Raw genomic sequence first — 22,096 nt, 5'->3', positions numbered from 1 at the left:
GATATAAGAGGAAAGCACCGCTTTCCTTCGGACGGCCTCAGCGGACGGGCGTCAAGCGAAGAGACCGTAGCGAACGTGAGGAGCATCCCTGTCTGAGCGAAGCGAGTTGGGATGCGACAGCGAGCGTAGGTCTCGAAGTAGCCCGTCAGCGTCAGCCTTGACCTTTTGGTTACTTTTGGGTCAAGCCAAAAGTGACACTAGATCTCATCAGGCGACTCAGAATCGGAACCGCCCCCTTCCTCCACCGGCGTCCCGAGTATCGTCACCTTGAGCAACGAAGTCTTCTCGCCCAGCAGCGAGTAGCGTCGTGCCCCGTTCAGTATGGTATAGGAAGGCGAGAATCCCGGCACGATAGTCCGTATATGCGTAGCCTTGACCTCGGGGGCGGTCGCTACCCCCTTCTCCGTGACGAAGCGGTTATAGACGGTTCCGAACCCCAGCAGCTCCACCTTGTAGCCTTTCTGGAGGTTCTTGATGACATACCGCTGGTAGCGGTCCAACACGTTCAATACGTCACCCTTCGTGAGCGACGACTCCTCGGCGATCTGGTCGGCCGCGTCTTGCGTGGACAGGGTACCGAAATAATAGGGAACCGGCTTGTACACCTCCTGCTTGGGATCCGTCTTGGGGATAAAAAATTTTCGTGCTTGAAATGCTTGTGGCATGGTAATTGAAAATTAAAAGTTGATAATAGAAAATTAATTATTTGCTGATCAACGTTACAAAGATAGGTTCCGCCGTAAGAGGCGGTGATGCCGGTTGATGCCCGAGGCAGGGAATAACGATTAATTAACATGGGACACGGTGATAACCGCCGGTTTCTTACGCTGCCCATCGTAAGCCCCTTTGAATAGGCATTATAAGAAGCCTTGGATGGGCATTGTAAAGACCTTAGAATGCCTGTTCTAGTTGACAAGTGACAATAGGCCGTTTTAATTTACCGCTGTGCGTAACTGTCAACTAATTTACGGTTCACCAAGATAGAGTATGATCAACCCCACCTGTCGTGGCGTAAATATACGTTGCTCGGGGCGGTAGCCCGTCTCCCGCAGCTTATCGTACAACTCCGTGCATCGGATGATCCAACGGCGTAGACGGTTACAAGCTTGATGGGAGGCCAGCTCAGGGAAATAGGATGCCGCCAATGCGGACTTTCTTAATGGTAAGGACATTTGATTTATGATTTATAGATTTGGGAGAATGAAACTTTCAAACTTTCAAACATTCGTCCCCCCCCTCACACACACGCCCGTTGGGTACATTATATAGGGGTGTGAGGGAGGCCGGGATTACTTATGGGTGACACGGTCGCCGAAGCTGTACTCGCCCCGGCCGTTCTTCTCCAGCGTGCCTCGTTCCTGCATTCGCTTGAGACAGGTATCTAGGGTGGCGGTGGGGATGTTGTTCCTCTCTGCTTCCTCCAAGGCCTGTTGTCGGTTGAAAGAGAGTGGAAGGGCCGCGAAGAGGGCCTCTTGGGGCGTTGGCGTACGAGAGCGTGGCACCTCGTCAGACGGAAGCAGGGAGAGTATGCCCGCCGAATGACGGTAGAGCGGCTCCACGAGCGAGAGGACGGCTTGAAAATCGTCATCGTTGATGCGTAATTCTAGGGAAGGAACGATACCGTCCCGTACGTTCTCCTCCGGGATCTCGGGGGCAGGCGAGAGACCGGGACAATTGAGAATTGAAAATTGAGAATAGAGAATGGCTTGTGGGATGAGGAGACTCTCCACCGATCGCAGGAAGGCCACCACGGAAGCGATCCGGCAGATATTGATGGCGATACGGGCCACGGAGCTTCGCATCGGATAACCGTAGGAAAGACCGGCGTGCCCGAATATGCGTGCGAAGCAGCTGTTGAATCGCTCCTTTTGCGTGTCGGAGAGATGGAATTGTATGACATTGACCCTCTCATGTAGGTAGTCCACGAGCATTTTCCACTGTCTCCCCCAATCGGAGAAGAGGCTATCCATGTCCTCGTCGCCCTGCTCGAACTGATCCGCCCACTCATCGATAGGCGGCATCCGGTAGAACAATTGGCGTGAGAACAGCCCGTTTTCGGCCGAGGGAATAAGTGGCCGTACCTGCGCTGGAGTACCGCTTAACAAGACACTGAGGTAAGAGGCCGGGCACTCCCGGTATTCCCGGTTCGTGCGTCGGTTGAAAGCCAGTCGCTCGTGGTCGTGGCATTTACGCAAGGTATCGCTCCAGTGCCCGTGCTCGGTGCCGATGGCCGTGCTCACGGTATCGGCCTCGGTCTCGCAGATCAGCCCTATGCCGTCGGCCTCGATGAGGTTCTCCAGCACGCCGGTGCCGGAATTGTTACCGGCGATAAGGAACATCTTGAGGGGAGGCATCTCGGGCTCCGGCGTATCGGATTTTTTCTTGCCCAGCGAGTCCCAACGGCTCTTCTCCTCCCGGTAAGCTTTATGCCTCTGCCGGTAGTTCGCCATCATCGCCTCATGTATCGGCTCGGCAAGCCGGCGTGTCCAAGCGAGGGCTCCCTTTCCCGAGGCGGGAGGGGCGACGATGAACGTTTGCAGGCAAGGGTAGTAGAATTTTCGCCCGTACGATATCCGGATCGATTTGTTGAGTGTCGCTCCCAACACGGTGATACCTCCCAGCAGGAGGATATCCTTTTGGGCGGGGGTATCGCCCCGGTCGATCATCCGTTTGAGGAAAGCGGGCCAAGGATACTCCGGAAAGGCGGGCGGGACATTTTTCACGGACTGTTCCTCGTGCGTACACGTGTGCGTGTGTGAAGGAGGCGTGAATGTTTGAAAGTTTGAAAGTTTCCCGGTCTCGGCCAAGGATTTGTCCAGCCTCACGCCGGCTAGGTCCGCCAAGTGGAATACGGATCCCAAGCCATTCCGTCCATTGCCTCCTTTGAGGGCATGGTCGTATAGCTTATCCGCCTCGGTAGAGACATATTTCTCCGACATCCGGCAGATACGATGAAAGAATGTCCGGCCGGCCTCTCCGCAATCGTTGGCGATGGCGAAGGCGATCGGCATATACTCTTGATAGGTGGGAGCGATGTTCGCCCCCTGTTTCTCGATGGCGGCAACGAGCCGCTCCAGATCTGATAATGGGTTCATGATGAATGAATAATGAATGGTGAATAATGAATAACGATTTATAACTGCCAACTGTCACTTGTCCTCTGTCAACGATTCCGGTCTCCTAGCCTCGCTGAGGGATCGTGGCAAAGGAAGCAAGCCCGTGAGAGGTCTGCGTTCGTGGCATCAGCTTTCAGCCCGTATTTCCACTCAAGATATTCCCAAGCGAATCGTACCGCCTCATCGAAAGACTCCTCTACGGTTTTCTTGATTGACAGGCGATAGGGTACGAGGAGCTTGATTCCCGTGGTACTGGGACTCACGAAGGAGAGATCGGGGCGTAGCCGCTCATCGGCGAACAGCGTGTCCCTCCAACAGATCGCCTCTTCGGGTGAGGAAAGGTGATCGATGTCGATGACGAACTCGCCCGAGGGCACGAGCAAGTGATCTTCCTTGCGGTAGGAGAAGATACCGGCGGGCGTGACATAGGGTAGCAAACTCTGTTTCAGCCGCCTGAACCGTTTCTCGTCGCTCGATGCGGCACGTACCTGATCGGTACGCTCACGCAGCCACTCGCTGGTGGTGATATAGGCGTACAATTGACTGACACAGACGACCCCGTTCGGTACTTGATTGGTGATGGGGGCGTTGAAAAAGGAAAAGATAGACTCTTTCATGATCGGATAAAATAAATTGATTATTCGGTTACTGCCGGTAAAGGAACGCGTTCCTGCCCGTTCCCGGAATAGCGATGGACGGGACGGGTACGGAAACGGACGTACGGTGGATGAAATGAGGATAGAAATAAAATATACCCCCGTGAAAGGGGTGATTATTGTTAACACTTAAATTAAAAACGGATATGACAGAAAATCAAGAGCGGGCGGAACAGGCACGTTCTGCCTTTACGGTCAATGGAGGTAACGTGCAGATCCTGCCCAATGCCACCATCGCTATCCAGAACATCCATTGGGGTGACGGGACGGTGACACGGACGGAACGTTGGATTACGCCCGCGGAATCGGGACTTCATGAGTCTCCGTCTCCTCCGATAAACTCTCCTGCCCCTCCAGTGACGGCTGAACCCTCCTCGTTGGCCTTGTTCATCCCGGACGAGGCGACCCGTCTTGTCTACGAGGCCCGCCTATGCGCCTGCCCGGACACGGTCACCCTTTGCCAGACGGTATTGACGGACCTTTACAACGAGATCCTAGCCGACTACTCGTCTCCCCTCAAGCTGGTCAAGAGCCGTGCCTTCATCAGCGCCCTCTTGCCTCACCTCACGTTCGTGAACGGGGCGAATGTACCGAGCATTCGGTATGGGATCAGGAAGTATGTGCTGGGGGAAGGAGGATAATTGAAAAAAAGAGCTATATTTGCATGAATAAGAACAAAAAGTGAAAAATATGTCCCGTTTGATTGTAAAAAATGTAGGACCCATAAAGTCCGTGGATATAGAACTGAAGAAGGTGAATATATTCATGGGTCCACAGAGTTGTGGCAAAAGTACATTGGCTAAAATTATCAGTTTTTGTACTTGGATGGAGAAAACAAATGCGTTTGAAGAGAAGATGGCATGGAAGGATGCCTATAAACGCTTACAATCTTATCATAAATTATCCGGTTCTTATTTTAATGAGGATTCCATGATCTATTATGCCGGCGATAACTTGACATATGCTTATAATTGGAATGAAGCCGAAGCGATACCGATCCCATATCGTGTTGAATATGAATCGGCACATTATAATGAGAAAGAGTTTTTCTTTTTCCCGATAGAAAAGAAAATCAATCCGAAGGTGATTTATATCCCGGCGGAACGAAATTTTGTCTCTGCCGTCCCCAATCTTCGTGACTATGCGGAAGATAATGATAATCTTCTGGATTTTATAAAGAATTGGTACGATGCCAAACGAAAATATCCTATTGACCATAAGATGGACATCTTGAATATGGGAATAGAATACTATTTAGGGGATGGAGATACGGACGTGTTGCAGATGCGGAACGGTAAAAAATTGATGTTGCGTACTGCATCCAGCGGATTGCAGTCTATCGTGCCATTGATCCTGTTGATCGATTGGCTCTCCAAGGGCATATATGAGGAAGAGAAACCTTATTCCTATGCGGAGGGAGAAAAGATCGTAAAACTGTTGGAAAAGCTGGACGGGGATAATCGGACATCAAAGGAAGTAGAGGAACTGAAAAGACGTTTAGCGGGCTTTATACAGGGAAAAGTATATACGCATACGCAGTTTGTGATAGAAGAACCCGAGCAAAATCTTTTCCCCGAGGCCCAGAGAGACCTTCTTTTCTATCTGTTAACCGCTATCAATCATGGAAGGAACCACCGTTTGGTGCTTACGACCCACAGCCCGTATATCCTCTATGCCTTGAATAACTGCTTGATGGCTTATAGGGTGAAAAGCGAGATGCCAGAAGAAGAGTATGAGGAATTGGATTGTAGAAATGCGGCGTTGAATCCGATAGATGTAGCGGTTTGGGAAATAGAGGATGGCAAGATGCGTTCGGATGGGAATAATCCTAACGGAACCATTCAGGATGCCTCCGGATTGATCCGGGCTAATTATTTCAATCGTATCATTCAAGGAATCATGAAGGATTTTAATAATATGCTTAATTATTATGAGGAGGGATGAGAGACGTATTTCCACATATAGAGAATCATAATTCGGATATTTATATAGCTGACTATACGGAGTATTCTAAGACACACGATACTTCTGTTTCTGGTGTGAAAATATTGGCAAATAAACCGGGGGAACTGGAAGTATTTCATTTGAAAAATAAAAAGGGTATTTCTATTGATGCTGTCAATTTTGAAGAGAACCAATCTGTGCTGAAAGACGAGCAGGGCAAGGTGGTAAAGCAATGTGAATGTATGTGTGCGTCTTCAGGAGCTAAAAACAAGGGATGGTTATTCTTACTCGAACTAAAATATTGCTTAGATAAAAATATAGCCTCGAATGCCGGTAATGCCTTGAGGCAATTGGAAAAAACATTCTTGTTCTTGAGAGACGAGAAAAAAATCATAAATCGCCAGTGTCATCGTGTTTACTGGATTATTTCTATCCCAGATCATAGCAGTAAAGCCCCTTTCGAAGCCTTCGTCCTAGATCAAGACAAGAAACTGAAATACAAGCAAGACTTAGATGTTATCATTTTCGGGGAAAATGAGGTTGAGGTGCTTAATGAGGGGTATTTAAGGGTTATTAAGGCTTAAAGGGGAATATATTTGGAGATGTTATTCCGTTGATTACAAACCACTTTTGTGCTGTTTGGAGGGAGACTAATAGGTAGTGAGCGACAAATGAAAGCCTTCTGCAAAGTTGGCAAGGTTTGTACCCCAAGGGGCTGTCATAGTTTTTGTTCTCGCCAATCTGTTCTTGCGCTATGTGTTTGACAGATGAATGCAGATACATTATCCTCAAATACCTTTTGAGAGATATGCGGATGATACAATCTGCCATTGTCAGTCAGAGGCAGAGGCAAAATATCAGAAGGAATCGATTCTCAATCTGCCGACTGTCGTTAAACCAAGAAAAGACAAAGGCTGTGTTATGCAAGAGTGGTTATAGGAAGTTGGATTATCTGGAGACCTCATTTGATTTCTTGGGATTCACATTCTGTCCACGCATGTTCATGGGCACTAAGTAGCCTCCTCTTGGAATCGCTGGACCAGATCTACGCCACGTTCTTTCATCTGGAGCCTTACCGGTTCCCAGAGCGGGAGTGGGAGATTGAGTGAGATGAGCTACGGTGTTCCTGTGACCGGATACTGGAACAAAGCTGTCCGCTGCCGAGGAAGGTGCGGGAGCGGGTGGGGAGGGAGAAAGGGAATTTGCCTACAAATAGCCGAAGCGTAGAAGTTTCACAGTGATGAGACCAAGCCGCATCAAATACCTCTGCCTAATGTCTGATACCTTAAGCAACAAACGAATAGTCAAGAACACGTTTTACCTATACATCCGTATGGGGGTCACGCTGCTGGTGCAGTTCTACACCTCGCGGGTGGTGTTGCAGGTGCTGGGCGTGGACGATTTCGGGCTGTGGAGTGTCATAGCTTCACTCATCGTGTCGTTTTCGTTCATGCAAGGGCCTCTCACGGTGGCCACGCAGCGGTTTCTGAACTACGAAATGGGGAGCGGGGGAAATCGGCTGAACCGGATATTCAGCACCTGTCTAATGCTGTTCCTGCTCATCGGGGCGGTGCTGTTCGTGGCGTTGGAGAGCGTAGGCGTGTGGTTCTTGAACACGCACATGAGCATCGCACCTGAAAAGCTTGCGGCAGCCAACTGGGTGTTCCAGTTCTCTGTTCTGTCGTTCATCGCCGCCTTTGTGCGGATGCCCTACGAGTCGGCTATTATCGCCTACGAACGGATGTCGTTCTACGCCGTGGTGTGTATTGTGGAAGCGGTATTACTGTTGGGCATCGTCTACGTCCTACTATTCCCTGCGGGAGTGGACAAGCTCGTGTTGTACGGGGCGCTGATGTTCGTGTCGAAGCTGGCGGTGGCACTTTGCTACAAACTTTACTGTAACCGGAAGATAGCCTGTACCCGTTTCCGCCCGGTGTGCGACGGTGCGTTGATGCGGCAAATCGCTTCGTTCTCGGGGTGGAATCTGTTCGGGGCACTGTCGTCGGCCACGGCCACGCAGGGCATCAACGTACTGATGAACCTTTTTTTCGGTGTAGCCGTGAATGCGGCTTATGGGGTGGCAAGCCAGGTAGGGGCGGGAGTCTACTCTTTCGTATTTAACTTTCAAAAAGCTACCAATCCTCAAATCGTGAAGAGTTATGCTTCGGGAGAAAAAGAGCATCTTCACAAATTGATTTGTATGAGCAGCAAATACTCTTTTCTGTTGCTGTTTGCTTTGGTGTGTCCGATTATGTACAATATGGATTTCGTTTTGCGTTTATGGTTGAATGAAAATGTACCCAATTATACATCTTGGTTTTGTCAGTTGACTTTGATTTACGTGTTGGTCGTTTGTTTTTCCATTCCGATGGATACAGCCATATTTGGAACAGGAAAAATTAAAAAATACCAAATAGTAATCAGTTTGCTATTGTTATTAAATATCCTAATTTCTTATTTTCTTTTTAAAGTAATTCATACACTTCCGATTTCGGCTTTGGTTGTGAAAGCCATCGTAGAAGTCCTTATATTAATTACTCGAATGCTTTTTGTGAAAAAAATTGCAGGTTTATCACTTCGTACATACATCCATAAAGTTTTTAAGCCTTCATTATTAATTGTCTGTGTTACTTTGTTGGGTATGCATGTTATGTTTTCTCATGTTACATGGGGTGGAGAATGGGAAAGATTATTCGGTATATGTGGAACATTTTTCTTGCTCTATGGAATAAGCCTTTGGGCGTTGGGTATGGATCGTTTAGAAAAAACGATTGTTAAAAAATGGCTTCTTGAAAGGTTTTGATAATTTGAATTATTACAATTATGCTATCTTATATAGGTTTACTGCTTATCAGCCTGTTTTGCGCTTGGTTTTATGACGTGAAGGGTCAGAAAACCGGGAAGCATTTTTGCTACTTGTTGCTTTGGGCATATGCTATCTTATTGTCGGGGTTGAGTTACCGGATAGGAGCAGACATCTATAATTATTCGAACAGTTATGATAATGTGCCGAGCTTTCCTGAACTGAGTTGGAGCGATTTGAGTAATTCATTATATCCGTTATTTTTGTTGTTTTGTGCTCTTTGTCGAAGTATATCACAGGAATTTTATGTTTTACACTTGTTTCAATCTGCAATCGTTTGTTCTGTGATATTCTTTTTTATTTATCGGAGAACCCAATATCGTTTCATAGGAGTATGCATATTTATAACTCTTTTCTATTCATATTTTTGTTTTGAGATATTAAAAGAATCTTTGGCAGTGGCAATGCTGTTGCTTGGATATGATTATTTGGATCGGAGAAAAAAAGGTAAGTACTTCTTGTTTGTTGTGATTGCGATTTTGTTCCATCCTTCTGCATTTGTAGCTTTAATACTGCCATTCATACGAAAAATAGGTTTCGACAAATCTTTCATATTTGGACTGGTATGTATAGGAGGATTTATAATAGCCTTATCTTCAATTTCTGAATATTTGTCCGTGGCAGAAAACATTTACAATAGAGTGCAGGCTTATACAGAAGAATACCGCAGTGTAAAATTTTATATTATACAGATTATCAGCAGTGTGATTATTCCATTCTTTCTGTTAGTCATATTCAAGGGCAGAGATAAAAACTTTCCGTTTGAATGGGCCTTTTGTGCATATGTGTTGTGTGGTATAGGTATATTACCGTACAAGGTAATTTTTCTCCGTTTTCTCAATTACTTGTTACCTTTCCTTGTGATTCCTTTAAGTGACGCTTTTGGCAATCTTCGTAAATCGTCTCCAAGCTTTCGTTTTTTCCTGCTTGGTTGCTATACGGCCTTTACCCTATCTCGTAATTTAGTTTATTGGTATAAGGATGGTTGGAAAATATACTATCCATATTCTTCTATCTTCACCAAAATGATAGACATCCAAAGAGAAAATTGGATGTACGATTTTTGGGGGTACTAATATCTGAAAATTGTCATAAAGTAAAAATAAATAGATGCTAATATTATGTTCGTATTCGCAATAATAGTCACTTATAACCCCGACTGTAGCCTTTTGAGGCGACAGTACGAATCCATCTGGGGTCAAGTGTCAGGAATCGTCTACGTAGACAATCACTCAACATGCCTTGCTTTGCCGGAAGAAGATGGGGTATACCACATCCTGAACAATAGAAACGAAGGTTTGGGGAAGGCTCAGAACCAAGGGATAACCTTTGCTCTGCAAAAAGGGGCGACACATGTTTTGCTTCTGGATCAGGATTCGGTGGCTTCGCCGCACATGGTAGACACGTTACTGGCAGTGGAAAAAGAGAATCGGGAGCGAGGGAAGCGTGTTGGGCTGGTGGGGCCTAATGTTTATGATCTTTTGGCAAATCCTCCTCAGTATGAATATGCAAACATAATCGAAGGGTTGAGAATAAAACGAGTGAAATTAGGCAGTGAAACGTTGTCTGTTTCCTATTGTATTGCTTCGGGTTCATTAATATCTATGGAAAGCATAAATGCTGTAGGAATGATGAAAGACGATTTATTTATAGACGGACTTGATGTGGAATGGTGTCTAAGAGCAAAAGCACTCGGATTTGAGATATTAATAACTCCACAAACTTCTTTGACACACCGGTTAGGAAATGGTGAGAAAGGAAAAATCCTTTCACACTCTCCGCAAAGAGAATACTTTATTTGCAGGAATAATTTACGTATATCTTCTTATAGCTACATTCCATTAAGGTTTCGGTTAAGGAAGAAGATTCTTGTACCGATGAGAATAGTCAGTTCCTTGCTTCATGGACATTGGGCTCATTTCAAAGCGGGTATGCAAGGGGCTTTGGATTGCAACAAATCAATATCACTCAATAAAAGAATTCAAATGAAAAGATTTAAACGATTGATCAAAGACTGGATAAAATCCAGACGGCTAAAAAAGTATTACAATCTTGCAGGCAACAAGGCTGGGAATACAAGCCAGTGGATTATCTATATGGCAGATGGGAAGATACTCCATGGAGGGCTTTCCGACAGGTTATGTGGACTGGTTTCGACGTATTGCTATTGCAAGGGACACAACATCTCATTCAAAGCTTTTTTTCATTCGCCCTATGATTTGGAAATTTTTTTGCAACCCAATACGTATGATTGGAGGATAGGAGAAGAGGATTTGTCTTATCATTCAGAGGATGCATTGCCCATCTATATATCCTACGATGAGAATCATTTGGATTCAAGGAGAAAAGCAAATGGAAAACTCTGTAAAAAAAATAAGCAGCTTCATGTATACACAAACATAAGATACTTTGCAAACGAAGACTTCAAGGTTCTATTTGACGAACTCTTTAAGCCGTCTGCACAATTGCTCGCTCTTGTTCGGTTTAATCTAGAACGCATAGGCGGGGTATTTATTTCTGTAACGTTCAGGTTCCAGCAGCTGTTAGGGGATTTCACAGAGGGTAATTTCCCTATTTTGCCAGAATCTGAAAGAAATGGATTATTAGACAAGTGCTTGAGCAAAATAGAAGACTTACACAGTTTGCATTTAGGCAAAAGAATCCTTGTCACGTCTGATAGCAAAACGTTCCTGTCTAAAGCGGCAACTTTAGGATATACCTATATAATCCCAGGTGATGTTATTCATTTAGAGTATACTCCCGCTGAAAATCTGGATATTCATATGAAATCATTCGTCGACTTATTAATGGTCAGTAAGGCCAGCAAGGTATATCTGGTTTTTTCGGATTTGTTATATCACAGCACTTTCGCTAAAACTGCTTCACTGATATCTGGTACCCAGTATGAAGAAATTCTACTACCATAAATTAATCTCATCATGCTTCCAGCCATAGTCATTATTGATATTTGCGGCACACTTTATGCGTCCAACACTACCATGGATTTTCTAGAGTGTTCGTTTGGTTCTTCTAAGATATATCGATTATATAGGAATATATCAAAAACATTCTGTGCCCGTGTGGTGAACAAATTACTGCTACAAGTATTTTCTTTCGATTTAATACGTTGTTTTGGGATCTTATTTTTACGTGGAAAAACGAAAGATGAGATAAAGGTGATGGTTGATAAGTTTTACTCTTCTTTCTTGAAATTTAGAATGCAAAGAGAGTCAATAGAAATAGTAGAATCTTATCGAAAAAAAGGATGCCGATTGGTATTAGTCTCAGCTACTTTGGATTGTGTCGCTAGCAAAGTTGCGGAAGAGTTACATATCTTGGAATATCTTTCTTCTGAATTATGTTACGATAAAGGTGTTTGCTTAGGCAAATTGTCTACAGACTTGCTGCATAATAAGCGAAAAGCATTGGTAAAATGTGGTTATTTAGCACCCTATGAAATGACTGTATCGGACAATCTTTCGGACTTTGATTTAATGAGCCTATCCAGTGCAAGCTATATTGTCAGCTCTTGTCAAAAGAAAAAAAAATGGTTGAAGGTCATTCGAGATAAACACATCAGTAACTTTAAATTTTTGATAGTGAAATGAGAAGTTTTATTTTTTATTTACCCATCTTGTACACCTATATTACGAGATTAAGAACTCCGCTGAAATGTTTTTCTTGGAGTTGCATATATGTGATCCCTATAATCTGTCTGCTATTTCTGCAAAATGCTCAATGGAACATTTCTATAATGAATATACTATTTACCTTGTTGGTTATTGTGACAGTATATAACTTTTACGAAATCGGTTATATACAAAATGATACAGAAACAATCAAGAATGAACATAAACCGACCGCTCGTCTGTCGGCTGAGATGCTTGGTTATTATGAACGTCATAAAGAATTGATATATCTACAACGAATGGTGCAGGGCTTACTTTTGATTTTTTCTTTGTGGCTATTGAAAGCAGAATTGACAGGATGTATTTTGTTCTTATTCGCAATGGTTTTACTTTTGTTGGTTTATCAGTTTTACAACCATATACGTGGTCATTGGAATATGATTTTATATTTCATGCTGGTTTCCATAAGATATTGCTCTCCTTTATTGCTTTTCTCTGATAATCTTTCTTGGAGTTTGTTTGTCTTGGCCTTGATGGTGTTTCCTGTCATTAAGACTACAGAGTTTCGTTCTACTAAGCCTACGGAAATCACTACAAATATTTATTTCAGAAGATATATTATCAAGTTTGATAAAAACAGAATTACAGGCTATCGAGTAATGGCTTATGCTTTTTTGTCCCTTATAGCCTTCTTTTTTTATTGGATTAGTTTTTTCTCATTCATGGATGTATGCTTGATATTGTACATGTTTTTGTTTAGGTGTAGCTTGTATTTATTGATTAAGAGTGGTTTTGTCTTCCATGAGTATTTAAAGAATTAGTATTATCTATTTTAGTTAGTTTAAAATGAAAATCGGTATCCTTACCCATTACGATGTAAACAATCAAGGGGCGCAATTACAATTGTTTGCTACTTATAAAGTGTTAGAAAAATTGGGGCATATTCCCATAGTCTTAACTTATCGAAAGAATTACGACTTTATACCCCAACTAGAACGTCGGAATCAAATTTCGCTGGCTTCGGTTCCTTATATTATCAAACATTTCTTGCTGGAGAAAGGAGTGAAACTTACATGGCATAATGTACGCAAATATTTGGTCAATAAGAGGTTTCGTGAACAATGTTTTCGTAGCGATCGTTATCACTCTGCATCGATAGATGCCGCTTTAGTCGGAGCTGATGAGGTCTTCAGTTTGGAATTGGGGGTGAATATGATGATGTTTGGTCATGGAGTGAATACGGAAAATATGATCGCTTATGCGCCATCATGTGGTCAAACCGATCTAGATCGGATCCGTCAATTTCATTGTGAGGAACTTATAGGAAGTGGTTTAAGCCGGTTTAAGGCATTGTCTGCAAGGGATGAGCAAACTAGAAAAATCATTCATGAGCTGACCGGAAAATTTGCGGAGTTGGTATGTGATCCTGTGTTGTTGTATAAGTTTCCCTTAGATACTTATAGATTCCCTAAAGAGACTCCTCGAAAGGATTATATGGTGGTATATTCGTATGATGCCCGTTTTGTGGATTCCTCTGAGATAGAAGCGGTGAAGGAATTTGCGAGGAAAAATCATTTGTTGACCGTCTCGCCGGGAACTTATCATGGATGGTGCGATGTTAATATTGTTTGTAATGCGTTAGAATGGCTAAAATGTATTCAAGGAGCAAAAGCAGTTGTCACGGATACTTTCCATGGTACTATAGCGGCTGCGATTACGAATAGGCCCATGGCTATCTATTACAGCAAGAGTGTCAACTCTTCCAAAATGTTGGATTTGGTTGGCCGGTTGGGGCTGGAATATCGTTTGCTTAAAGAGGTTTCACTGCGTGAACTGGAGCGAGTTTTTGCGGAGGACATTGATTGCTTGGCTTTGAATGAGTGTATTGAAAGGTATCGGCAAAAATCGATCGGTTATTTGAAAAATGCATTAGATCTTGTGAAATGAAAAAGAATATCTTGGCTTATTCACGAATAGCATGTACCGGATGTGGCACTTGTGTTGCGAGTTGTCCGAAAAAAGCCATAGGATTGAATGTGAGTGAAGATGGTTTTTTAGCGCCTGTAATAGACGATGATCTTTGTGTGGATTGTGGAATTTGCCAAAAGGTTTGCTATCGTTTTATAAATCCTGCTTCTCAAGCTTGTGTAATGTGGGATAAAATGGTATATGGTGCTTTTTCTTCAGATCAAGGGATACAACAAACGACAACCTCGGGAGGTTTTGCGCATGAGTTGTCTTTATGGGGTATAGAGCATGGATATAAGATAATGGGGGTGATCTATGATTATGAAAAGGATCAAGCAAAAACAGTCTTGATAAGCCAACTGGAAGATATGAAATTACTGAAAGGGTCAAAGTATATTCAAAGCGACAGCTCGGAAGCTTTTACGCTATTATTGGAGGAGGCTAAGAAAGATCTATCGCAAAAGTATATTTGCATAGGTACTCCGTGTCAAATATTCGGATTAAGACAATTGATACGACAGCATCGCTTGACGAATGAATTTATATTGGTGGATTTGTTTTGTCATGGTGTCCCTTCCTATAATGTATGGAAACCCTATATCTCTCAAAAACGAAGAGAGCTTGGGAAATTGGATCAAGTGCAATTCCGCTATAAAGGGAATGGATGGCATCAATATATGATTCGGTTGACGGGGGAAAAAGGTGTTTATACCGAGTTTGCTTATAAAGATATTTTTTATCGTTACTTTTTTGATAATGTCGCATTGAATACCTCGTGTTTTACCTGTGCCTTACGCAAGGAATATGTAGCGTCCGATCTTCGTTTGGGGGATTTTTGGGGGAGTGCTTATGAGCAGCGGGAAGATGGTGTATCTGCTGTGTTGGTGGCTACAGATAAAGGCCAAATCGTTTTGAATAAACTTCAAGATGAAAAAAGAATTATAGTGGATGAAACATGGGAAGCCAAGATTTGTTTGGATTATCAAAGTACGAGTGATTATTCGAGAATAGGTCTTCGTGATAAAGTCATTGAACGATTAAGCTTCGGGGAGAGTTTACATGATGTACAACACTTTTATTTTAATCAATTACCATTTAAGGCTCGTTTACTTTCTTTTCTGAAAAGGCTGGCTACTTTCTTTCCTAATTCCGCATTGATCAAAATTAGGCGTTTGGTTAGATCTTGACTTTGTTCAAACTCATACAATAATATGAAAATCTTATTTACCGACAACTCCCTCTGGAGTCAATTGAACTTTAGGGGATGTATCATCACGCACTTGTGCGATCTGGGGCACGAGGTGGTGGTGGTGTCACCTGTAGATGCTCCAAGTAAGGGAATGAATGTGCCCGACGGGGTACGGCATATCGCTATAAATATGCGGCGAACAAGTACGAATCCCTTGCATGACGTGCGATATTTTTTCCGTTTGCTACGTATTTACCGGGAAGAGTGGCCGGATTATATCTTCCATTTTACGATCAAGCCGAATATATACGGTACGCTGGCGGCTCGCTTATTGGGTATTCACAGTACGGCGATGGTAGCGGGGCTGGGTTTCACCTTTTCGCATGGTGGTTTGGCCAGTAAGGTGGCGCATCGTCTATTTCGATTGGGATTGAGTTTGGCTGATAAGGTTATGGTATTGAATGAGGAGAACTTGCGTATCTTGGTAGAGCGGGGAGTGGCCCGGAAAGAGCAGATCATACTGTTGGAAGGGGGTGAGGGAGTGGACTTGGATAAGTTCGCTTTCTCGGATAATCGATCTGATAAAACGATCTTTCTGATGGTAGCTCGAGTTCTTTACGACAAGGGCTATAAGGAAGTCGTGGAGGCAGCCAAGATCGTGAAGCGTACGCATCCGGAGGTGAAGGTACAATTACTCGGTCCGGTGGACGAGGCGTATCCGAATGCCGTGAGCCGTGAGCAGATCCAAAAGGATGAGGAGAGCGGTGCCATCACGTATCTGGGCTATACGACCGAACCGAAGAAGTTTATGGGAAGACCCGGTATATTATTGTTGTTATTAAGCAGTTATCATGAGGGCTTGAATCGCTCTTTGATGGAGGGCTGTGCCTTGGGCAAACCGATCATCGCATCCGATATTCCCGGATGTCGGGAAACTGTGCGTGAGGGTGAGAATGGCTATTTGGTCCCTACGAAAGATGTAAACGCTTTGGCGGACGCGATGCTTCGCTATTTGTCGTTGAGCGATGAGGAAAAGGAGTCTATGAGTATCAATAGCCGACGGCTGGCGGAAGAGCGATTTGATATTAAGTCTGTAAGGAGTTGCTATGAGCGAATTTTACAGGAATATGATTCTTGATTCCGATAAAAGAAGAAAAGAAAGATCTCATGTTAAGGCCTCCGCTAAAAGGAGGCTTTTTTTGTTTCCGGAAACATTACATTATGTTTCTTACCGCCTTTGTATTACAGAAGACTAAATGATTCAACAGTTCCGCATCAGGTTGTGTAGGTAATATTGTGTCATAGAAAGAATTTATGCAAGAATATTTCTGTGTCAGAAAGAATATTGACGTTTTTCTTTCTGTTGCGGAAATATTACGTTATACTTCTCACCACCTTAAAATACATTCTCGGCTTAACCGTTTGTCGGAGTGAAAATAATAGCTTACCTTTGCATATAATAGCTTGATTTTAACGTTTGTCATTAAGCTGGTGAGGAAGACTTATGAAAGAGATTAGATTAGAGAATTTTCGGTGTTATACAGAGCTATCCATCCCCTTGAAAAGTAGAGTCAATTTGCTTGTAGGTGATAACGCTACCGGGAAGACATCCGTGTTGCGAGCTTGTAAGTTTGTGTTGAGCGCATTCTTCAGCGGGTTTAGCGATGATAATACCAAATGGGTTAATCCCGGCAATGAGGATTTCATGCAAATGGAGACCGGTGGAATCTTATTGCAGGAGCGTCCTATTCATATTTCTTTTGATGTGGCTGATGTGATGGGGAAGGAGGCGGATTCCACGGGTGGAGATTCGTTTTATACTTTGATAAAGAAAAGCAAGAAAAATAGCCGTTCCTTGACTTCGGGACTTAAGGAGTATAAGGATTGGGCAGCTTTGTTGATGCATAACTATATTAGTAAGGAGGGACAGAGAATCGCTTTACCTCTTTTCGCGAATTTCTCGACAGAAGATATTCATGCCATTCGAAAGATCGATTTTGGAAAGTTCAAGGAGTATAACCATAAGCCTTCTTTTGGCTATTATGAATGCTTGGAGGGGGATGGCTTTTTCCCTTATTGGATTAAGCGATTGCTGGTCTTACAGGAAGGTAGGGAAAACCATTTGGAGATAGATATAGTTCGCAAGGCTATACAGAAGGCTCTTGGAGCGGGTGGTTGTGCGATTATTCAAGACATGGAGGTTCGGCCTATCCGGAAAAAAGTATATTATATCTTGATGGATGGGCGAGAGGTAGAAGCTGATTTCTTGTCAGATGGATATCGAAGGCTGGTTTATATAGTAACGGATCTAGCTTTTCGTTGCGCATTGCTAAACCGGGGTATTTATGGTGAGGAGACTTGTGCGAAAACCCGGGGTACCGTCTTGATTGATGAGGTGGATTTGCATTTACATCCAACGTTGCAATCGGTGGTGCTGAAAGGATTGTGCGAGGCATTTCCTGGATTGCAGTTTATCGTCAGTTCCCATGCTCCGATGGTTATGTCGGGGGTGGAAAGTAATGAGGAGAATATTGTTTATAAGTTGAGTTACTCGGAGGAACAGGGCTATCGTATAATGCCGACTGTCACTTATGGTATGGATATGTCGACGTTGACCTATGTCGTGCTTGGTCAAACGCCTCGTGCGGTTGAAGTAGATAGGCAGTTGAACGAATTGTTTGAGTTGATAGATGTGGATCGCTTGAAAGAGGCTGGAGATTTGTTACGGAAGTTGAGAGGGAAATATGGAGATTCTTTACCCGAACTTGCCCGGGCGGAAGCGATGTTGAACTGCTTGATTTAAGATGATTTAAGATAGGGATGAGAAAGATAGACAAACGACCGGAACCAAAGGAGTGGGTGGAATATCGGCAGACCCCCGGTGCTAAGTATGAAGCGATATCTGAACTGCGAAGTTCGTTGCTTGAGGAGCAAGGATATGTTTGTGCTTATTGTATGCGTAGGATTCCTGTGAAAGACCGGAATAGTAATGAAACCAGCCGGATAGAACATGTGCTGAGCCGAGAAAAGCATCCGGATAGGGAATTGGATTATCATAACATGGTGATATGCTGTCCTGGGGCAATCTCTTCTGACTTTCATTGCGATAAGTTGAAAGGTAATGAGGATCTAACATTTAACCTTTTTGATGATGAGCTTTTTACAAGCCTTTCTTATAAAAGTAAATCTGGGAAGATTGTCTCGGCGAATGAAGATTATGATAGGCAGATCAATCAGTTGCTTAACTTAATTTGAACAACCGCTGGTTGATGGCTAATCGTTTGCAGGCTTTGCTGGGAGTGATTGATTATTTGAATCGTAAAGGCTGGATAGCTTCTAATTTAAACCAGCAAATAAGTAAGTGGAGTAATATGGATGCGGAAGGACGTTATAAGGAGTATAATAGTATTGTCGTTTGGTATTTGAAAAAAAAGCAGAGGCAATGTGATTTATAAGGCCGTAGTTTTCATGCTCCTTCATGCCTCATTATGGATTGAAAACAAACCCTCCCTTTTGCTTATAAAATGTAAGCTTTGTTAACCAAACGTCCGATAAAAACATTTTTTCCGTGAAAGTGTCAATTATTTTATGTTTGTTTAAACAATATGTTAGGGATTGTCTGTATCTTTGCGGCAAAATCAAAAAGTTGATTCGACAATGGAAGTATTGAAGCACGAGTGTGGTGTCGCCATGGTCCGGTTACTGAAGCCTTTGGAGTATTATCACGAGAAGTACGGTAGTTGGATGTATGGACTGAACAAGCTCTATTTGCTGATGGAAAAGCAGCATAACAGGGGGCAGGAAGGAGCGGGTTTAGCCTGCGTGAAGTTAGAGGCAAATGCCGGAGAGGAATATATGTTCCGTGAACGGGCCGTCGGGACCGGAGCTATTACCGAGATATTTGCCGCAGTTCACGAACACTACAAGGATTTAACCCCCGAACAACTCAACGATCCGTTATTCGCCAAAGCCAACCTACCTTTCGCCGGAGAGCTTTATATGGGCCACCTCCGTTATAGTACCACCGGAAAATCCGGAATCTCTTATATCCATCCTTTTTTACGACGCAATAACTGGCGTGCAAAGAACCTCGCCGTTTGCGGAAATTTCAACCTGACAAATGTTCATGAGGTATTCGAGGAGATCACGGCGATCGGCCAGCATCCCCGGAAATATTCCGATACCTATATTATGCTGGAGCAGCTGGGACATCGATTAGACAGGGAAGTGGAGCGCCTGTACCAAAAGTGTGAGGCGGAAGGATTGAGAGGGATGGATATCACGCATGCCATCGAGGATCAAATCGATTTGTCGAACGTGCTGAAGCGCTGTACTCCGGGCTGGGATGGTGGTTTCGTGATTTGCGGTATCACCGGTAGTGGCGAGTCGTTTAGCGTACGGGACCCGTGGGGAATCCGTCCGGCCTTCTATTATGCGGATGATGAGATTATCGTGTTGGCTTCCGAGCGTCCGGTTATACAAACCGTGATGAACGTGCAGGTAGAGAATATCCGGGAGTTGAATCGGGGAGAGGCGATACTCGTCAACAAGAAAGGCGAGTGGCATATCTCCCAGATCGTGGAGCCGAAAGAGAATAAGGCTTGTTCCTTCGAGCGTATCTACTTCTCACGGGGTAGCGACGTGGATATTTACAGGGAAAGGAAGCGTTTGGGAGATAATCTCGTGCATCCGATCTTGAAAGCGGTGGATTATGATTTGAATCATACCGTCTTCTCTTTTATCCCGAATACGGCCGAGGTCGCTTATTTCGGGATGCAGGAGGGATTGAACAACTATTTGAATAAGCTGAAAAAAGAATGGATCGCCGATCGTAGTCACTTGCTCAGGGAAGAGGAACTGGAACAAATCCTTTCCATGCGAATCCGCTCGGAGAAAGTAGCTATAAAAGATATAAAATTACGTACATTTATCGCTGAGGGCAATAGCCGCAATGATCTGGCAGCGCACGTGTATGATATTACTTACGGAAGTATTGAACCTTTTATCGATAATCTGGTTGTGATAGATGATAGCATCGTGCGGGGTACTACCTTACGCCAGAGTATTATCGGTATCTTGGATCGCCTGCATCCGAAGAAAATCGTGATCGTAAGTTCTTCTCCGCAGGTACGTTACCCGGATTATTACGGTATCGATATGTCCCGGATGAACGAGTTTATCGCTTTTAAGGCTGCGGTGGCCCTGTTACGTGACCGGGGGATGGAATACGTGATCTTGGACGCTTATCAAAAGGCGAAGCGACAACAAACAGCGGCGGATGGTCCGTTGGTGAATTACGTAAAGGAGATATACGCCCCGTTTACGGACGAGGAGATATCCGTTAAGATGGTGGAGTTGCTTACACCGGCCGGGACGCAGGCGAAAGTAGAGATCGTCTACCAGACTTTGGAGGGCTTGCATGCCTCTTGTCCGGAGCATCCGGGTGACTGGTATTTCTCCGGCGATTACCCGACACCGGGCGGAACTCGGTTAGTGAACGAGGCTTTTATTCACTATATGGAAGAAGAATATTTAGTGAAATGACACAACATACAGATTCTATGCAGACAAACAGAACAGCAACTTTAATGTTAGACGACGGTACCGTCTTCCGTGGCTACTCTTTCGGCTATGAGAGACCGGTGGCCGGCGAGGTCGTGTTCAATACCGCTATGACCGGATATCCGGAGAGCTTGACGGACCCTTCGTACGCAGGCCAGTTGATGGTGTTGACTTATCCGCTCGTTGGTAACTACGGTGTCCCGCCTCGTACGTTCGAGCCGAACGGGATCGCTACGTTTATGGAGAGCGAGAAGATCCACGCCGAGGCGATTATCGTTAGCGATTACAGCCATGAGTATAGCCACTGGAACGCCGAGTGCAGCTTGGGCGACTGGTTGAAGGAGGAGAAGATCCCGGGCATATACGGTATCGATACGCGTGCGTTGACTAAGAAATTGCGTGAGCATGGCGTGATGATGGGACGTATCGTTATCGGCGATGCCGATAACGAAATTGGAAATGGGGAATTGAAGATCGAGGATTATGAGCATGTGAACTATGTGGATCGGGTATCGTGCAAGGAGATTATTTGTTACCTGCCCGATGGTACGAGCCAGACCTGTTCTTTATCGGAAGCCTCCGATTCCCGATTCTCGATTCTCAATTCTCAATTCCTAAAGCGCGTCGTGCTTTTGGACTGCGGCGTGAAACATAACATCATTCGTTGCCTGTTGAGGCGTAACGTGGCGGTGATCCGTGTGCCTTGGGACTACGACTTCAATCAGCTGGAATACGATGGCTTGTTTATCAGCAACGGTCCGGGCGATCCGGATACTTGCGATGCCGCCGTGCGGAATATCCGTAAGGCGCTTTCCGGGGATAAGCCGATTTGCGGTATTTGCATGGGTAACCAGTTGTTGGCGAAAGCCGGCGGTGCTTCTATTTATAAATTGAAGTACGGTCATCGTAGCCATAACCAGCCGGTACGTATGGTAGGCACGGAGAAATGCTTCATCACCTCGCAGAACCATGGTTACGCCGTGGATAACGATACGCTGGGTGAGGAGTGGGAACCGCTGTTCATCAATATGAATGACGGGACGAACGAGGGTATCAAGCATAAGACGAAGCCTTTCTTCTCCTCTCAGTTCCATCCCGAGGCTTGCAGCGGGCCGCTGGATACGGAGTTCATGTTTGATAAGTTCGCGGACTTACTGTAGCCCCGTTCG

Annotated in this window: 20 protein-coding genes; 16 read left to right on the top strand and 4 right to left on the bottom strand. The window is 44.4% G+C overall.

What is annotated here, in order from left to right; translation table 11 throughout:
• Positions 1-197 precede the first annotated feature (197 nt).
• The 4 genes from DWX33_RS06365 to DWX33_RS06350 all read right to left on the bottom strand — a co-directional run bounded on the left by DWX33_RS06365 (position 198) and on the right by DWX33_RS06350 (position 3,733).
• Positions 198-665 (bottom strand): HU family DNA-binding protein, encoded by a 468-nt coding sequence (locus DWX33_RS06365; protein ID WP_005857915.1) that lies wholly within the window; start codon positions 663-665, stop codon positions 198-200.
• Between the two features lie 300 nt (positions 666-965).
• Complete coding sequence (locus tag DWX33_RS06360; RefSeq protein WP_057326494.1) at positions 966-1,172, bottom strand: DUF4248 domain-containing protein; 207 nt, start codon at positions 1,170-1,172, stop codon at positions 966-968.
• 117 nt (positions 1,173-1,289) lie between these two features.
• Positions 1,290-3,095 carry a DUF3987 domain-containing protein gene (locus tag DWX33_RS06355; RefSeq protein WP_122380043.1) on the bottom strand — a complete coding sequence of 602 codons (1,806 nt, stop codon included), beginning with the start codon at positions 3,093-3,095 and terminating at the stop codon, positions 1,290-1,292.
• A 68-nt stretch (positions 3,096-3,163) separates the two neighbouring features.
• Positions 3,164-3,733 (bottom strand): BT4734/BF3469 family protein, encoded by a 570-nt coding sequence (locus DWX33_RS06350; protein ID WP_057329605.1) that lies wholly within the window; start codon positions 3,731-3,733, stop codon positions 3,164-3,166.
• 185 nt (positions 3,734-3,918) lie between these two features.
• Here DWX33_RS06350 and DWX33_RS06345 point away from each other — a divergent pair, with 185 nt between their 5' ends.
• The 16 genes from DWX33_RS06345 to carA all read left to right on the top strand — a co-directional run bounded on the left by DWX33_RS06345 (position 3,919) and on the right by carA (position 22,087).
• Positions 3,919-4,413, top strand: coding sequence for a hypothetical protein (locus DWX33_RS06345; RefSeq protein ID WP_044544873.1), 495 nt, complete (start codon positions 3,919-3,921; stop codon positions 4,411-4,413).
• 49 nt (positions 4,414-4,462) lie between these two features.
• Positions 4,463-5,716 (top strand): AAA family ATPase, encoded by a 1,254-nt coding sequence (locus tag DWX33_RS06340; protein ID WP_122380042.1) that lies wholly within the window; start codon positions 4,463-4,465, stop codon positions 5,714-5,716.
• Entirely contained in the window at positions 5,713-6,300 is a 588-nt protein-coding gene (locus tag DWX33_RS06335) for a hypothetical protein (RefSeq protein ID WP_122380041.1), read from the top strand. Before DWX33_RS06340 ends, DWX33_RS06335 begins: the two co-directional genes overlap by 4 nt.
• 689 nt (positions 6,301-6,989) lie before the next feature.
• On the top strand, positions 6,990-8,519 hold the full coding sequence (locus tag DWX33_RS06330) for a lipopolysaccharide biosynthesis protein (RefSeq protein ID WP_147425496.1): 1,530 nt from the start codon (positions 6,990-6,992) through the stop codon (positions 8,517-8,519).
• 20 nt (positions 8,520-8,539) lie between these two features.
• Positions 8,540-9,655 (top strand): EpsG family protein, encoded by a 1,116-nt coding sequence (locus tag DWX33_RS06325; protein ID WP_122380039.1) that lies wholly within the window; start codon positions 8,540-8,542, stop codon positions 9,653-9,655.
• Positions 9,656-9,700: 45 nt separating this feature from the next.
• The gene (locus DWX33_RS06320; protein WP_122380038.1) at positions 9,701-11,506 is read left to right on the top strand and encodes a glycosyltransferase family 2 protein; all 1,806 of its coding nucleotides are present in this window, start codon (positions 9,701-9,703) and stop codon (positions 11,504-11,506) included.
• Positions 11,507-11,518: 12 nt separating this feature from the next.
• On the top strand, positions 11,519-12,187 hold the full coding sequence (locus tag DWX33_RS06315; protein WP_122380037.1) for an HAD family phosphatase: 669 nt from the start codon (positions 11,519-11,521) through the stop codon (positions 12,185-12,187).
• 146 nt (positions 12,188-12,333) lie between these two features.
• Positions 12,334-13,029, top strand: a complete 696-nt coding sequence (locus tag DWX33_RS06310; RefSeq protein ID WP_122380036.1) for a hypothetical protein — start codon at positions 12,334-12,336, stop codon at positions 13,027-13,029.
• A 25-nt stretch (positions 13,030-13,054) separates the two neighbouring features.
• Entirely contained in the window at positions 13,055-14,155 is a 1,101-nt protein-coding gene (locus tag DWX33_RS06305; RefSeq protein WP_122380035.1) for a polysaccharide pyruvyl transferase family protein, read from the top strand.
• Entirely contained in the window at positions 14,152-15,363 is a 1,212-nt protein-coding gene (locus DWX33_RS06300; protein ID WP_122380034.1) for a Coenzyme F420 hydrogenase/dehydrogenase, beta subunit C-terminal domain, read from the top strand. Before DWX33_RS06305 ends, DWX33_RS06300 begins: the two co-directional genes overlap by 4 nt.
• A 24-nt stretch (positions 15,364-15,387) precedes the next feature.
• Positions 15,388-16,503 (top strand): glycosyltransferase family 4 protein, encoded by a 1,116-nt coding sequence (locus DWX33_RS06295; RefSeq protein WP_122380033.1) that lies wholly within the window; start codon positions 15,388-15,390, stop codon positions 16,501-16,503.
• Positions 16,504-16,869: 366 nt separating this feature from the next.
• A complete protein-coding gene (locus DWX33_RS06290) occupies positions 16,870-18,168 on the top strand; it encodes an AAA family ATPase (RefSeq protein WP_008772476.1) in 1,299 nt (432 codons plus the stop codon).
• Positions 18,169-18,185: 17 nt separating this feature from the next.
• Positions 18,186-18,620: a hypothetical protein gene (locus tag DWX33_RS06285; RefSeq protein ID WP_122380032.1), complete on the top strand. Its 435-nt coding sequence runs from the start codon at positions 18,186-18,188 to the stop codon at positions 18,618-18,620.
• 14 nt (positions 18,621-18,634) lie between these two features.
• Entirely contained in the window at positions 18,635-18,820 is a 186-nt protein-coding gene (locus DWX33_RS06280; RefSeq protein WP_122380031.1) for a hypothetical protein, read from the top strand.
• 202 nt (positions 18,821-19,022) lie between these two features.
• Positions 19,023-20,909 carry an amidophosphoribosyltransferase gene (locus DWX33_RS06275; RefSeq protein WP_022192178.1) on the top strand — a complete coding sequence of 629 codons (1,887 nt, stop codon included), beginning with the start codon at positions 19,023-19,025 and terminating at the stop codon, positions 20,907-20,909.
• Positions 20,906-22,087, top strand: a complete 1,182-nt coding sequence (carA, locus tag DWX33_RS06270; protein WP_008772473.1) for a glutamine-hydrolyzing carbamoyl-phosphate synthase small subunit — start codon at positions 20,906-20,908, stop codon at positions 22,085-22,087. The genes DWX33_RS06275 and carA overlap by 4 nt, the downstream gene beginning before the upstream one ends.
• The last annotated feature ends 9 nt before the right edge of the window (positions 22,088-22,096 follow it).

Origin of the sequence: Parabacteroides sp. AF19-14 (genome assembly GCF_003635485.1) — a bacterium.
Taxonomy (GTDB): Bacteria; Bacteroidota; Bacteroidia; order Bacteroidales; family Tannerellaceae; genus Parabacteroides; species Parabacteroides distasonis.
The sequence above is the reverse complement of the archived record's forward strand: the minus strand, read 5'-3'. Positions and strand labels throughout refer to the sequence as shown.

Bases quoted from the DNA above. Each gene is read 5' to 3' on its own strand.
- DWX33_RS06280 (WP_122380031.1), top strand. From the start codon at position 18,635: ATGGCTAATCGTTTGCAGGCTTTGCTGGGAGTGATTGATTATTTGAAT.
- DWX33_RS06300 (WP_122380034.1), top strand. From the start codon at position 14,152: ATGAAAAAGAATATCTTGGCTTATTCACGAATAGCATGTACCGGATGT.
- DWX33_RS06275 (WP_022192178.1), top strand. From the start codon at position 19,023: ATGGAAGTATTGAAGCACGAGTGTGGTGTCGCCATGGTCCGGTTACTG.
- DWX33_RS06360 (WP_057326494.1), bottom strand. From the start codon at position 1,172: ATGTCCTTACCATTAAGAAAGTCCGCATTGGCGGCATCCTATTTCCCT.
- DWX33_RS06325 (WP_122380039.1), top strand. From the start codon at position 8,540: ATGCTATCTTATATAGGTTTACTGCTTATCAGCCTGTTTTGCGCTTGG.
- DWX33_RS06285 (WP_122380032.1), top strand. From the start codon at position 18,186: ATGAGAAAGATAGACAAACGACCGGAACCAAAGGAGTGGGTGGAATAT.
- DWX33_RS06365 (WP_005857915.1), bottom strand. From the start codon at position 665: ATGCCACAAGCATTTCAAGCACGAAAATTTTTTATCCCCAAGACGGAT.
- DWX33_RS06340 (WP_122380042.1), top strand. From the start codon at position 4,463: ATGTCCCGTTTGATTGTAAAAAATGTAGGACCCATAAAGTCCGTGGAT.
- DWX33_RS06350 (WP_057329605.1), bottom strand. From the start codon at position 3,733: ATGAAAGAGTCTATCTTTTCCTTTTTCAACGCCCCCATCACCAATCAA.
- carA (WP_008772473.1), top strand. From the start codon at position 20,906: ATGACACAACATACAGATTCTATGCAGACAAACAGAACAGCAACTTTA.
- DWX33_RS06345 (WP_044544873.1), top strand. From the start codon at position 3,919: ATGACAGAAAATCAAGAGCGGGCGGAACAGGCACGTTCTGCCTTTACG.
- DWX33_RS06310 (WP_122380036.1), top strand. From the start codon at position 12,334: ATGAATATACTATTTACCTTGTTGGTTATTGTGACAGTATATAACTTT.
- DWX33_RS06305 (WP_122380035.1), top strand. From the start codon at position 13,055: ATGAAAATCGGTATCCTTACCCATTACGATGTAAACAATCAAGGGGCG.
- DWX33_RS06335 (WP_122380041.1), top strand. From the start codon at position 5,713: ATGAGAGACGTATTTCCACATATAGAGAATCATAATTCGGATATTTAT.
- DWX33_RS06320 (WP_122380038.1), top strand. From the start codon at position 9,701: ATGTTCGTATTCGCAATAATAGTCACTTATAACCCCGACTGTAGCCTT.
- DWX33_RS06355 (WP_122380043.1), bottom strand. From the start codon at position 3,095: ATGAACCCATTATCAGATCTGGAGCGGCTCGTTGCCGCCATCGAGAAA.
- DWX33_RS06330 (WP_147425496.1), top strand. From the start codon at position 6,990: ATGTCTGATACCTTAAGCAACAAACGAATAGTCAAGAACACGTTTTAC.
- DWX33_RS06315 (WP_122380037.1), top strand. From the start codon at position 11,519: ATGCTTCCAGCCATAGTCATTATTGATATTTGCGGCACACTTTATGCG.
- DWX33_RS06290 (WP_008772476.1), top strand. From the start codon at position 16,870: ATGAAAGAGATTAGATTAGAGAATTTTCGGTGTTATACAGAGCTATCC.
- DWX33_RS06295 (WP_122380033.1), top strand. From the start codon at position 15,388: ATGAAAATCTTATTTACCGACAACTCCCTCTGGAGTCAATTGAACTTT.